This is a genomic window from Microbulbifer elongatus, from assembly GCF_020524885.1.
In the GTDB taxonomy this organism is placed as follows: Bacteria; Pseudomonadota; Gammaproteobacteria; order Pseudomonadales; family Cellvibrionaceae; genus Microbulbifer; species Microbulbifer elongatus_A.
This window is the reverse complement of the sequence record NZ_JAIVKJ010000002.1, coordinates 187,789-201,358: the sequence shown is the minus strand read 5'-3', so window position 1 is coordinate 201,358 and position 13,570 is coordinate 187,789. Positions and strand designations below refer to the sequence as shown.

General features: G+C 56.0%; 12 protein-coding genes. 2 read left to right on the top strand and 10 right to left on the bottom strand.

Annotated features, from left to right (window positions below):
* Window positions 1-16: 16 nt before the first annotated feature.
* The 5 genes from LC059_RS08210 to LC059_RS08190 all read right to left on the bottom strand — a co-directional run bounded on the left by LC059_RS08210 (window position 17) and on the right by LC059_RS08190 (window position 4,445).
* A complete protein-coding gene (locus LC059_RS08210) occupies window positions 17-1,363 on the bottom strand; it encodes a cytochrome c (RefSeq protein ID WP_226703364.1) in 1,347 nt (448 codons plus the stop codon).
* Window positions 1,364-1,365: 2 nt separating this feature from the next.
* Window positions 1,366-2,973 carry a GMC family oxidoreductase gene (locus LC059_RS08205; RefSeq protein WP_226703363.1) on the bottom strand — a complete coding sequence of 536 codons (1,608 nt, stop codon included), beginning with the start codon at window positions 2,971-2,973 and terminating at the stop codon, window positions 1,366-1,368.
* Between the two features lie 4 nt (window positions 2,974-2,977).
* Window positions 2,978-3,514, bottom strand: a complete 537-nt coding sequence (locus tag LC059_RS08200) for a sorbitol dehydrogenase family protein (protein ID WP_226703362.1) — start codon at window positions 3,512-3,514, stop codon at window positions 2,978-2,980.
* Window positions 3,515-3,652: 138 nt separating this feature from the next.
* A complete protein-coding gene (locus LC059_RS08195) occupies window positions 3,653-4,186 on the bottom strand; it encodes a lipocalin family protein (protein ID WP_226703361.1) in 534 nt (177 codons plus the stop codon).
* 19 nt (window positions 4,187-4,205) lie between these two features.
* On the bottom strand, window positions 4,206-4,445 hold the full coding sequence (locus LC059_RS08190; RefSeq protein WP_226703360.1) for a VF530 family DNA-binding protein: 240 nt from the start codon (window positions 4,443-4,445) through the stop codon (window positions 4,206-4,208).
* A 321-nt stretch (window positions 4,446-4,766) separates the two neighbouring features.
* Here LC059_RS08190 and LC059_RS08185 point away from each other — a divergent pair, with 321 nt between their 5' ends.
* Window positions 4,767-5,312 carry a fasciclin domain-containing protein gene (locus tag LC059_RS08185; RefSeq protein WP_226703359.1) on the top strand — a complete coding sequence of 182 codons (546 nt, stop codon included), beginning with the start codon at window positions 4,767-4,769 and terminating at the stop codon, window positions 5,310-5,312.
* A gap of 247 nt (window positions 5,313-5,559) precedes the next feature.
* Window positions 5,560-6,615 (top strand): polysaccharide lyase family 7 protein, encoded by a 1,056-nt coding sequence (locus LC059_RS08180; protein ID WP_226703358.1) that lies wholly within the window; start codon window positions 5,560-5,562, stop codon window positions 6,613-6,615.
* Window positions 6,616-6,648: 33 nt separating this feature from the next.
* Here LC059_RS08180 and LC059_RS08175 read toward each other — a convergent pair whose 3' ends face one another.
* The 5 genes from LC059_RS08175 to LC059_RS08155 form a co-directional block, all read right to left on the bottom strand.
* Window positions 6,649-6,765: a DUF2474 family protein gene (locus LC059_RS08175; RefSeq protein ID WP_226703357.1), complete on the bottom strand. Its 117-nt coding sequence runs from the start codon at window positions 6,763-6,765 to the stop codon at window positions 6,649-6,651.
* Window positions 6,765-7,769: a cytochrome d ubiquinol oxidase subunit II gene (gene cydB / locus LC059_RS08170; protein WP_226703356.1), complete on the bottom strand. Its 1,005-nt coding sequence runs from the start codon at window positions 7,767-7,769 to the stop codon at window positions 6,765-6,767. The genes LC059_RS08175 and cydB overlap by 1 nt, the downstream gene beginning before the upstream one ends.
* The gene (locus LC059_RS08165) at window positions 7,756-9,189 is read right to left on the bottom strand and encodes a cytochrome ubiquinol oxidase subunit I (protein ID WP_226703355.1); all 1,434 of its coding nucleotides are present in this window, start codon (window positions 9,187-9,189) and stop codon (window positions 7,756-7,758) included. The genes cydB and LC059_RS08165 overlap by 14 nt, the downstream gene beginning before the upstream one ends.
* Before the next feature lie 232 nt (window positions 9,190-9,421).
* The gene (locus LC059_RS08160) at window positions 9,422-10,300 is read right to left on the bottom strand and encodes an alpha/beta hydrolase (RefSeq protein WP_226703354.1); all 879 of its coding nucleotides are present in this window, start codon (window positions 10,298-10,300) and stop codon (window positions 9,422-9,424) included.
* A gap of 155 nt (window positions 10,301-10,455) precedes the next feature.
* Complete coding sequence (locus LC059_RS08155; RefSeq protein WP_226703353.1) at window positions 10,456-13,437, bottom strand: hypothetical protein; 2,982 nt, start codon at window positions 13,435-13,437, stop codon at window positions 10,456-10,458.
* Window positions 13,438-13,570: the final 133 nt, after the last annotated feature.

Sequence of the window (13,570 nt, the reverse complement as noted above, 5' to 3'; positions counted from 1 at the left end):
ACCGGGCTGTCAAAAGTCAGTTGTCCCGAGGGACGCTGCCCTGTTCAGGATGAGCGGCAAACTGCCTGCGCAGATATTCCAGCAGCTTTTCCAGTTCCGTTTTGCTTAGGTGCCGGGCAAAGCTCGGCATCATTTTGACCTCACCGGCGGTTTCCCGGTGTACTCCTTCGAGTATCACTTGCCGAAGGTTGTGATTACTCCGCGCGCCAACAGTACTGTTGTATACCAGCGAGGGATAGTAGCCATCTCGGCTGCCAGTGCCATCCACGCCGTGGCAGGTCGCACACAGCCCCAGGTAGAGGCGCGCTCCGTCCGACGTGGCTTTCAGGTTTTGCGGTTCTGCATCTCGCCGGATCAGGTTTCCGCGCTTAATGACAACATCTGTCGCCGGGTTGCCGCGGCGCTGCCGCGGTATCCGTTCGCGCCCCCGCACCGGGGGGATGCTTCTCAGGTAGGTAACGATTGCGGCAATGTCTTCGTCTTGCCACTGGGAGAAGCTGTTCTCAATCGCCTCCGCCATAGTGCCACCCGCCTGTGCCAGCCGGTTTACATGGCCGGTGGTCAGATATTGGATCAGCTGCGCTTCAGTCCACAGTCCGATTCCGTTGTCCGGATCCGGGGTGATGTTATAGGCCTGCCAACCGTCCAGTACCGGACCGCCGCCAAGAAATCCTTTTTCAGTTTCATCGTAAGCCTTGTCCTGAAACGCGATACCGCGGGGCGAGTGGCATTCGCCACAGTGGGCCAACCCCTGCACCAGATAAGCGCCGCGATTCCAGGTTGCGCTCTGCTGTGGATCTGGCGCAAACGGCTCGTCGGGTACGAACAGGAAATTCCAGACCTTGAGAGGCCAGCGCGGACTCATGGTGCGCCGGATTTTGTTCTCTGGCGGCTTCTCATGTACCGCTGCGACCCCGAACAGGAAGTAGGCGTAGAGCGCGCGAATATCCTCATCGGTAATCTTGGAATAGGCATCGTAGGGCATGGCCGGATAGAGATTGCGACCATCGCGGCCGATACCATGACGCAGCGCTTGCTCGAACTCCTCCAGTTTCCAGGCGCCGATACCGGTGTGGATATCCGGGGTGATATTGCTGGTGTAAACGATACCGAGTTTGGGCATCTCCATCGCTCTGCCACCCGCATACAGCGCGCCGCCCGGGGCGGTATGGCAGGCCCTGCAGTCTCCCAGTACCGCGAGATAGCGTCCCTTTTCGATCAGCGCTGGTCTATTCAGCTCCGTGTTTACTTCTACCGCCGCGGCCTCGTCCCACACCTCCTGCGCCAGTGCAAACCCGGCTGCAAGTAGCAGCGGGAGAAACACAGCAACAACCTTAGAGAGGATCGCAGCTCGCCACATCATACTCACGCTTCCTGCAACAGGGTGTCTGCCAGGCGCAGGGCGAGGGCGGCAATGGTGAGGGTGACGTTGACTGTGCCCACGGTGGGCATCACGGAGCTGCCGGCAATAAACAGGTTGGGATGGTCGAAGGTGCGGCAGTCCTTGTCCACCACCGAGTCCGCGGCGCTTTCACCCATGATGGTGGTGCCGGTGATGTGGTTGTTGGGGGCAAAGGTGTCAGAAAACTCCACTTCGGTACCACCCATTACCTTGGCAATCTCGCCATAGAGCTCGCGGGTGTGCGCCGCGCTTTTCTTCACATAGTCATCGATGGCATAGGTGATTTCCGGCTTGGGGATACCGCTGGCATCTTTTTCCGACGTGCTGGGGCGAACGCGATTTTCCGGTTGTGGGAGAATTTCGTGGAAGCTGGAAAATTCCGCATGGCGTGCGGCGCGGTCGCGCAGCGCGTTGGTGAGCTCTGCTGCGGACAGGGGCGCTTCACCGGCAATTAGCTGGCGGGTAACCCTTTCCAGTGGCGAGATGTTCGACTGGTTGATCTTCTTACCGGCGTAGTCTGCGCGAAAATCACCATCCCGATAGCCCACCAGCGAGGTCATCTCCTGGGGACCGCGTCCGGCCCACAGCGGCTCGTCCGCGTAAAAGCGCACACTGGTGCCCGGGTGGTCCATCAGGTTGCGGCCCACCATATCCGAGCTATTTCCCACCCCGGTAGGATTGTGGCGCCCACGTGACATCAGCATCAGTTTCGGGGTTTCGATACCGTTAGCGGCAAGAATGAAGTTTTTACCGGAAATACGGTGGCTTTCGCCGGCCGGATCCTTGTATTCGGCGGCCACAATACGATCGCCCTCAGACACAAGGGTGTTAACCACCGCGCTGTGGACAAGCACCGCGCCGTTAGCCTCCGCCTTATCCACGTGCACAATCGCGTTGTACATGGCACCGGTGGGGCATATGGGCATGCAGTTGTTGTTGCCGCAGCAAATGGGGCGATCATCGTAGACGCGACTGTTGCGCGCTGCTGGCTCGGTCACCACCTTCCACGCCGGGCTGTGCTGGTTCAGACGCGCGGCGGTGCGTTGCTCGCTGTAGGAGAGCGGTAGTGGTTCCATCGGGTAGGGCGCCGAGCGGGGTGAACCAAGATCCTGATCACCAGGCCCCCAGACCCCGAGCTCCTGCTCTGCGCGCTGGTACCACGGCTCAAGGTCATCGTATTCAATCGGCCAATCCCGGCCCACGCCGTACAGGCTGTTCATCTTGAAATCGTTGGGCAGGTAACGCCAGCAGCAGCCAGCCCAGTGCCAGGTAGTGCCACCCACAGCACGAATATATTGGGATTCGAACTTGTCCGGCCCCTTGAACTGCATGTAATCGTTGGCAAGGTCGCCGTATTGCGGATGGGGGGCCCATGGCGCAGAGGGGTAGGGCGCCATCCAGTCCAGCTTGTTCGGCTGATTGCGGAAGCGCTCCACCGTCTGCCAGCGGGGTATGCGGGGCCCGGCTTCCAGAATCACTACGGACCGTCCCGCCTTGGCCAGGGTGTTTGCCACCAGTGCCCCGGCCACGCCGGAACCGATCACCACAAACTCGGCTTCCTTGCCTGCCACCAATTTACACCCTCCCGAATTTTGCTTGCGGGGCACTGGCCCAGGAGCCGGGCTTACCCGCGCAGTATGAGCGCACCGGGAATAGATCCGCAGTCAGCCGGTTCATCAGCGCGCGCTCATAGGTCACCAGGGTCTTGCCCACCACCCCGAGAAACCACGCGGCGACGATCAGCTTTGCCACCGGCGAGCGCTTGTCGGCTTCACCGGGGCTGTCCGGGAATATATCTAGCTGTTGGGGGAAACTCGGATATTCACTGTTAAGCGCGGCGAGCAAACGTACCGCCACCCGCTCGTCCAGGCGGGTATTCAGGGGTAGCGGGGCGAGGAGCTTCTGCGACACACTGAAAAACTTGCCGAGGCGCTGCCTTGCATCCTTCACAGGCTGAGGCTGGGCCTGCAACAGCGCTGCTGGGGAAACCGCCAGCCCCCCGCCAACCAGCAACTGGTTGCGCAGAAAACGGCGCCGCGCCGGTGAGTAGTGCTCAGCAGGAATGTGCTGGCGCGGATAACCTCGCCCGCGATTGGGACCGCCTGAACTCACACACCACCTCCCGCCTGCAATTTGACCCGCTAAAGGCAGTATAGAAAAGGCTGGCGAGCTACAAGGCGAGGGAATATAGACACAAAGTTTTGGCCATACGCTCCGGCAACGGGCCGAGGTGTTTACGCTGTCAGGTATTTACTCTTGCGGTTGCTGGTCGACGAAAATCAGCGCATCGGTGTCAAATCCGAGTTCACCCGCGCGCTTAATAAACCGCGCTTTTACTGCTTTACTCACAGTGGGCGTACGCGACAGCAGCCACAGGTAGGACTTGCTAGGGCCTGCAACCATGGCATAGCGGTAGCTCTCATCCAGTTCGAAAATAATGTAAGAGCCATAGAAGGGCCCGAAAAACGACACCTTGAGATGCCCTACATTGGGTGCGCCGATAAAATAGGCTTTCCCCTCAGCCTCTTGCCACTCGGACTTCTCCGCAGCAAAGCCCCGGTTCAGTACCCTCACGCCACCGTCATCGCGCAGGGTGTAATCTGCCGTCACGCGGCTCAGCCCCCGCTCGAAGGAATGGTCGAGGCGCGCGATTTCATACCACTTGCCGAGGTAACGATTGAGCTCAAAATCATTGATTGGCTCCACCCCTTCCGGTATTCCGGTACAGGCGGAAAGCAACCCGAACGCACCAATCAGCAGGGTCTTCAGCAAAAGGTTACACACTTCAAACACTCTCACTTGATCACTTGTGCCATGGATTCCTGTCACTGAAGGTGGCGACATAAAGCGACTCCACCTTCTCTCTCGCCCACGGGGTCTTACGCAGGAATTTCAGGCTGGATTTCACGGAAGGGTCATTCCTGAAACAGTTCACAGGTACCCGCTCGGCAAGCCCATCCCAGCCGTAGTGCTGCTCTAGCTGCTCCACGATGGTTTGCAACTTGACCCCATGCAAAGGGTTGTTGGGCTGTTCATGATGCATAACGGGAGCTCACACAATTAGTCTAGTGATTACTTACCATATCAAACCGGCACCCCTGTTCTGCGATCATCTCTCGCACACCTTATCGCACACCTTATCGCGTACTTTTCAGTCTAAACGGTAAGTCTGGGGTTGGCGGGGAAGAATACCCGGTCTCTTTTCCACGAATAGACTGCACAGTCCTTTAGCTAGCAGTTTCACTATCTTGAAAGACAACGTGGGTAGCACCTGCCTGTGACCCTACACTCCCCCGAAGCTCAGCGAGGCCGCCATACAGGCGACGCCTTGTCTTGGAGCGCGTTCTAACCTGGAGGTAATTTCATGACTTCATTGACTACTTCTCTTGCCCGCTTCCTATTTGCCCCACTTTTGACGGCGGCGGTATTCGTGGCACCACTTCAAGTGCAGGCTGACGAGAGTAAGACAATTGCAGAGAATGCAGCGGCTACCGAAGCATTATCCACCCTGGTTGCCGCGGTAAAAGCAGCGGAGCTCGTCGACACCCTCAAGGGGGATGGCCCGTTTACCGTATTCGCGCCCACAGATGATGCCTTCGCTGCACTGCCTGCCGGTACTGTCGAGATGCTGCTAAAACCCGAAAACAAGGCGAAATTACAGAGTATTCTCACCTACCATGTGGTGCCGAGCAAAGCTACTGCCGAAGCGGTAGTGGGACTAATCAAGCAGGGCGGTGGTCACACCAAAGTCAAAACCGTCCAGGGCGACGAACTCACTCTGAAATTGGCGGGCGACAAGGTAACGGTGACCGATGCCAAGGGCAATACTGCCACCGTGGTCCAGGCGGATGTAATGAACTCTAATGGAGTGGTTCATGTAATCGATGCTGTATTGATGCCCAGCAAATAAAACACGGAAATTGCATATTTCTGCGTGTGCGCTGGCGGCCCTATGGGTCGCCAGCTTTATATTTGGCGCATTACAAAAAACTGGTTAACCAATTTTCACTTAAACATTCGATAGTGCGGGCAATCGATACGGTTTCTTGTCAGAATAATTTCGACTATCTGAGTTTACGATCGATTTTCCGGACAACATGCACGCTCAAGAACCCCTTAAAACCTCTCGTACCTTTCGCTGTAAATACTTCGTTCTCATGATTTCCTCCGTATGGCTTGCGGCATGTCAGGGCGGAGCGGAGACGTTTGCTCAAAACGAGAAAAGTCCAGCAGGCTCCACGGTCATTGTGCCCGGCTCACTGGTGGATTTAAGCCGCTGGAAAATTACCCTGCCGATGGACAGCAATGGCGACGGTAAAATTGACGAGGTTTCACCGCCACAGATTTCCCGCCTGTATGAGCCACGCTTTTTTTACGGCAATGAAAAAGGTGAGGTGGTCTTTACCGCACCCAACAAGGCGATCACTACCGCGAACTCGACCAACACACGCAGTGAACTGCGACAAATGATCGATCCGGTAAAATCCAGGACCAAGGCACCGGGTAATAATTTCGTTCTCGCTGCACACCCCAATGCAAATCGTTTCGGCGCAATTGGCGGACAACTCTCGGCCTCGCTTGCGGTCAACCATGTCGCCGTGAAAGCGGCACACCCGGATAAGAAACCGGCATTTTCGGTGGTCGTCGGGCAGATTCATGCGGGAAAGGAAGAGCGCATTTTCGGCAATGGTTTTGGCTATGGTTTTGGCTATGGCAACGAGCCATTAAAGATCTATTACAAAAAATTGCCTGACCATGAGTATGGTTCTGTCTTCTGGACTTACGAGCGAAACCTCGAGAAAAACGATCCCAACCGTACAGATATTGCATACCCGGTTTGGGGAAACACCTGGGAGTCGACAGAGAATCCCGGTACAAACGGGGTCAGACTTAATGAAGAGTTCAGCTACACCGTCACGGTAGACGGCAATACGATGCACCTTACTTTCACGGCAACAGACAAACCCCGTATAGAATATTCGGTCGATCTGGCGAGCAACGTGAATCCTTACGGGGAGCCAGATGTACTGGATAACCCAGCGAGCTACGCCGGAGACTGGTTCTACTTCAAGGCCGGTGCTTACAATCAGTGCAGCAGTAAGAATCAGGAAGGTATGTGGTATGCCGGTTGCGCGGGATCCGGCAACTGGGAAGAGGACTACCGAGAGGGCAATTACGCTCAGGTAAGTTTTTCTTCCATCATCTTGAATTAATCAAACTTGCAGGCCGGCGGCCTGGCGCGCTTGTCAGGGCGCCAGCCACCACTTCAACAACATCGATAGACAGCCAAGCGCAGCCACGCTCATCAGCCAGATGGCGATCATCCAGCCCAGCCGCTTCCACGCAGCTGCCTCGATCTTCATCAGTGATACCCCTCGGTGCCGACCTTGCCGCGGAATACCCAGTACGCCCATCCGGTATAACCCAGAATGAGCGGGATAATGAATACCGCACCCACCAACAAGAACAACTGACTATCACGCGGCGCGGCGGCCTCCCAGAGAGAGATGGATGGCGGAACCATATTGGGGAAGATGCTAATGCAGAGCCCGATAAACCCCAACAGAAACAGGGCCAACGCCATCAAGAATGGCATCAACTCATGACCTTTTTTCAGGCTCCAAAAAAGCACGCCGGTGCAGATGGCAACCAGTAGCGGAACCTGGGCGGTCCACAGCACCTGGGGCATTTCAAACCAGCGGTACCAGTAGTCTGTGTATAAAAATGGCGTAGCGGCACTTACCGCAACCAGTGCCAACACCGTCGCGATGGCCAGCCAATACGCCAGACGGTGCGCATGACGCTGACACCCACCTTCGGTTTTCCGGATCAACCAGGTGGCGCCCAGCAGTGCATAACCGATCACCACCGAAATGCCAGTAAGGATACTGAACGGACTCAGCCAGTCTAACCAACCTCCAGCGTAAGCGTTGTTCTCCACCTCAATACCTTGCAGGATCGCGCCAATGGTGATGCCTTGGGCCAGGGCTGCCACCGTGGACCCCACGGTAATCACCAGATCCCACAGTGGTTGATGCGCAGGATCGCGCCAGCGGAATTCGAATGCAGCGCCGCGGAATACCAGCCCAAGCAACATGGCAATCATCAACGGGTAGGTCGCCGGCAGAATAATGGCGTACGCGAGGGGGAATACTGCCAGTAGTCCTCCTCCACCCATTACCAGCCAGGTCTCATTACCATCCCAGAAAGGCGCAATAGAGTTGATAGCCTGATCCCGTTCCACACCCGGCTCCAGTACCGGGGAGAGGATGCCCACCCCAAGATCGAAGCCATCAAGAACCACATAGGCGAAGATTGCAAAGCAAATGAGCCCGGCCCAGATTAGCGGCAGATCAAGATTTTCCATGGGCACCTCCATCCTGATTCAGGTCGGTCGCTTCCAGGCTGGACGCCGGCGTGATACCCGCCGCATGACTGGGCACATTGGGGGGCGTTGTCTCGCCGCGGTGTGGTGGATTCGCCATCAGGCGCAGCAGGTAATAAATACCCATCCCGAATACCGCGGAATACACCACAATAAACGCAATCAAGGAGGCTGCAACTGCCGGCGCGTCCAGCGGCGATGCGGATTCCGCCGTCTTCAGCAACCCGTACACGGTATATGGCTGGCGGCCGACCTCGGTGGTGATCCAGCCGGCGATGACCGCTACGAAACCCGCCGGCCCCATCAATACCGCGGCCCGGTGTAGTGCCCGCGACTCGTACAGCCGCTTTCGGTGCCGTGCGAGCAAACTCCACAAACCGAGTCCCAGCATGGCAAAGCCGATCGCCACCATTATGCGGAAAGACCAGAACACTACTGCCACCGGCGGCCATTCCTCACGAGGATAATCCTCCAGACCCGGAAGCGGTGCATTCGGGTCATGCCGCAAAATCAGCGAGCCCAGCTTCGGAATCGCCACCTTGAAATGCACCGTCGCCGCCTCTTCATCCGGCAGGCCAAACAGAATGAGGGGCGCGCCATTCGGACTGCGCTCAAAGTCCCCCTCCATGGCGAGAACCTTAACCGGCTGATGCTCAAGAGTGTTCAACCCGTGCAAATCACCGGCGAAGATTTGGACAGGCGTCACCAGCACTGCCATCCACATGGCCATCGAGAACATTTTCCGTGCCCCGACGTTGGAGCGATCTTTCAGAAGGTGCCAGGCACCGACACCGCCGACCGCGAATGCCGTGGTGAGATAGGCGGCGGTCACGGTATGCACCAGACGATAGGGGAAACTCGGATTGAAAATTACATCCCACCAGGAGCTGCCAACAATAAACTGGCCCTGGGCATTTATTTCGAATCCCGCCGGCGTCTGCATCCACGAGTTGACCGACAGAATCCAGAACGCAGATACGAAGGTACCGAGCGCCACCATGCAGGTAGCGAAAAAATGCAAGCGCTTGCCCACCTTGTTGATGCCAAACAGCATCACGCCAAGAAATCCCGCCTCCAGAAAGAATGCCGTGATGACCTCATAGCCCATGAGTGGCCCGATCACAGGTCCGGCCTTGTGGGAAAACTCTGACCAGTTGGTGCCAAACTGGTACGACAGTACAATGCCCGAAACGACCCCCATCCCGAACCCCACCGCGAAAATTTTCAGCCAGTAGCGATACAGGTTGGCATAGACGCCGCGACCGGTTTTCAACCACAGTCCTTCGAGCACCATCAGGTAACTGGCCAGCCCGATGGAAAATGCGGGAAAAATGAAATGGAACGACACGGTAAATGCGAATTGCACCCGTGCGAGGAAAACGGCGTCTAGATGTTCGAACAAAACCTGTGTACCCCAGTGACTGGTTTTATTTGTCCCGATAAAAGTAGTCGCCTATGGGTCGCTGTACAGCAAAGACCGGGATGTTTTGCTTGCCTAATGCTCAGACGAGGGAGATTATCGCGGAATCGCTATTTACGAAGGGGATATACCAGACTGGACACTCTGGATCGCCGTATCAGCAATCACGTGCGTCCTGTTCATAGCAAAGAGGGCTGGCTGATGGATGCTTTTACTAGTTTGACGGCTTCTCTCCCGATTGACGAGCGAAAAACTCCAGCATATCCCTTTCAACCGGCGCCTTGTAATCCAATAACCAGCTGAGAGAGCCGATGATGTCGATATGATCAACATCTTCATAGACTTTGGCTTCGACCACTCCACCCGATTTTTCAATTTTGGCTCTCAACCGATTCAGATTGCGCTGAATCACGTCAGTATCGTCGGCGCCATGCAATAAAAGCATGGGCGGTTCATCACCGCGTACAAAGGTTGGCACCTGCATATTTGGATAATTTTCCGGCGGACCGAAAATGATTTTCAGATCCTCCGCTTCCGGAATGAAGTCGTAGGGCCCGGCCAGTCCGGCAAAGGCGGTGACGATGGATAGTGTCTTACCCTCCGCTTTCAGGTACTCGGGATTGGCTGAGACTAACGCCCCCATATGCGCACCGGATGAATGGCCCGAAATATAAAAGCGTGCGGGATCCCCACCATACGTCCCTATGTGATCGTGGGTCCAGGCAACGGCCTTGGCAGCATCTTCGACAAACACCGGGAATTTTACCGCGGGATATTTGGAATAATCCGGCAAAACCACCACGTAGCCAGCATCAGAAAATGTTTTGGCGACGAACGCGTACTGTTCTTTTTTACCGAAGGTCCAGCGGCCACCGTAAAAAAATACAAGAACCGGGGCTGGAGCGCTTGTTTCTTCCGGTAGGTAGATATCCAGCTTGTGCCACGGCTTGGGACCATAGCTGACATCCCGGCGTGTCTCGGGGCCCGCGAATTTCACCGGCAGATTCGCTAGAAAAAAGGCGCCGGAGGAACAGGCCGACAAAAACACCACAGATATTCCTGCAAACAACACCTGAGTCAGTCTGCGTAACACCGGCTTCCTCCTGATCGAACAACCATTACCAATAGTGCCGGGGCGGCAACCTGGCAAACATCACTCACAGCGTTTGCCAGAATATCTAGGATAGCCCAGAGCAATGAAAAAGCCGGCGGGGTTACCGCCGGCGTCTTCGTTACTTGTGCTCACCATTAACAAGCTACTCTCCGGCGCCACAGACCACCGAGCGCCAGCAGGCAAAGCAGCCCGAATCCAACACTACCGCCACTGGATCCTCCCGAGCTGCTACCACCGGAGCTCACCGGGGTCTGGCCGCCATCACCATCACCATCACCATCACCATCACCATCACCATCACCATCACCATCAGAAGTATCTTCTTCTTTGAGCGTGAAACCGAAAGTGATCTCCTCAGACGAAAGCATCGGATTGCCATCATCGGTGACGACGATACTCACGCTGTATTCACCTGGAGGCATAAATTGTGGGTCAAAAGTGAAACTCGACTGATCACCCGGGGTTACCGGCAGCTCGCTGGTATACCACTGGTAGCTGTGGCTATCGCCGCCGTTTACGTCGGTTACTTCTGCGCTCAGCGTGATTTCACCCGCCCCAATTTCGAATTCGGTCTTAGTCTCACCGCCTTGTGTGGCACTGATGCTTGCCTCTGGAGCGATATTGGTTTCGGTAATCGTTAACTGGTGACGCTGCTGCTCTTCGTCAATGGTCATCGCAAACAGGGTTCCGGTACCGGCGCCAGCGGAGGCCAGTTCGAGAATCAGGCGCTCATCTGCCTCAGTGGACTCGTCCGCGGCGATTGGAAGCTGCAGCGCTGCATCGTTTATCGCCTCTGCCGTGGCGATGGTCAGGGTCAAAGCGTTCAGGTCGACACCGGCATCCCCTTCGGTAACCACATCGTCCGCCGTGGCATCACTCTCCGACGGTATCCAGTGAACCAGTATGCTAATCGGATACTCTGGCGAGGGACCGGACAGGCTGACGCGCACCGAGGCCACGCGGTCTTCGCCGGTTATGGACTCGGTGTCCGTGAAGCGCACCTGCGGGTAGACATTGACCTGTTGTGCCATTGGCTCGGAACGGTTGCCCGCGTCGTCTACTGCAATCCATTGCAAAGTCAGGGCTCCGCTGGGCAGGGATACCTGTTGCTCTTCATTGCGCGCCAGAAGTTGACCGTCCAGCTGTACTTCGAAGTCCAGTTCATTATCAAAGTTATCGATTGCCTGGGCTTGCATGACATCCAGGGTAACCAGAGTGAAGTCACCGGTCGCTGCAATGCTGATGGCTTGCGGGGCCTGCAGCATTTCCGGGGCGTCCTCGTCTTCGGTGCGGCCCGGGTCGGACGGGTAGGGATCCTCACTGTTCACCAGACCATCGTTGTCGGTATCGTTCAGTGATTCATCCAGTGTCAGTCCGGATTCGGACTGGCAGTCGCTATCACAATCGTCATGCCAGGCATCGGGCAACCCGTCATTATCGGCATCCACAGATGCGGCACTGTTGGTTGCAAACGCATCCTCCTCATTCACCACACGATCGTTGTCGGTGTCATTCAGAGAGGCGTCCAGTGTCAGGCCAGAGGCAGACTGGCAATCGCTATCGCAATCGTCGAGCCATGCATCCGGAAGACCATCGCCATCCGCATCGACTGCCGCAGCGGCATTGGCTACGAACGCATCGCTGCCGTTATCGACACCATCGTTGTCGGTGTCATTCAGGGAAGTATCCAGTGTAAGCCCGGATTCAGATTGGCAATCAATGTCGCAGTCGGCAAGCCAGGCATCGGGAAAACCATCGTTATCAACGTCTACGGATGCGGCTTGATTGGCCGGGAAGGCATCGTCTTCGTTGGCAACACCATCATTGTCGTTGTCACCATCAAGGGTCAATCCCGACGAGGCCTGGCAGGCGCTATCGCAATCATTGTTCCACTGGTCAGGCATGCCATCCAGATCGGTGTCCAGTGCAGCCGCTGGATTATTGGGAAACTGATCCAGCACCAGACCACTTACGATACGGAAATAGGGGCTACCACCGACTTTCCAGACATCCGGTGCGCCATCCCCGTCACTATCGACGCTTGCGGCAAATTGTGTGGGAAAAGCATCGCGCTCATCCAGGGTGCCATCGCCATCCCCGTCCCGGTGCAAACGCCCGTGTAAACGCAATCCCGGTAATTCGCTGTCGCTGCCGAAATCCCAGTAGGGGTTACCTTGGGCATCTACATGGCTGGACCATCCATCAAACAGCGGGTATGGCGCACAGGCGGTGTCGTCTGCGCTGGTAGGACACTGAAGGTCGGCCAGTACAGATATGGTCCCGCCATAACTTCCAAGCTTGGTCGATGTATCCACAGCCCAGTAGCTTGCGATGACTTCACCAGCATCGCCACCCACACCATAGCCAATCAACCCACCGCTATCACCGCTCAGCACATATGCGGTGGACATGCTTGCGATGACATCCGCACCCAGTTGATAGCCAACCAGTCCACCGACGTGGCGATTTCCTTCCGAGGTCACTATTCCTGTGACATAACTGGCGATAATCGGAGATCCGAATGCGGTGCCCACCAGACCACCGACTTCGCTCCCTTTAGCATCGACAATTCCACTGACAAAAGTCGCGATAATCGCGGTTTCCTGTGCCCAACCTACCAGGCCACCCACTTCATGAAAGCCCTGAATTTTCATTAGAGGTCCGGATAAACCAACTTCTTTAAGAACAGCGTTTTCCGTATAACCAAACAACCCCTGGAAAGATTCCTCAGGGCGCGCCGTCATCAGGTTTAGGATAAGGTGGCCATTTCCATGAAATTCACCACTAAATCCAAAATCTGGTCGGACACCAATGGGTTCCCAGCCTTCCCCTTCGTTCCAATAGGCATCACTGCTGTTCAGCTCGCCATCCCCATTGGTGTCAAAGTCGAGACTGGTGGTGAGTTCAAAACCAATACAACCTTCCGCGGGGCAGCCCGCACTGCTTCCATAGAGGCTCGAACCATCCAGGTTGTTACGGATTTCATTCAGGTCTTCCCAATCGTCAATTTCGATCAGACCGTCGCCATCCAGATCGTAATCCGCTCGGCCATCGGCCGCCCAGGAATACTGCGCTGAAAGTATAAAAATAAAGAATAAGAATAAAGCACGCGGCATAGCACTCTCCATGTAATTGGCGTTTGGGTATCCGACCCGCCAACTAATCGAATAGACACGATTAGTATTCGGTTTTGTGAATACGGAACGGGCGGCGACCTTAACAGATACATTGGCCACGCAGTGGTATTTA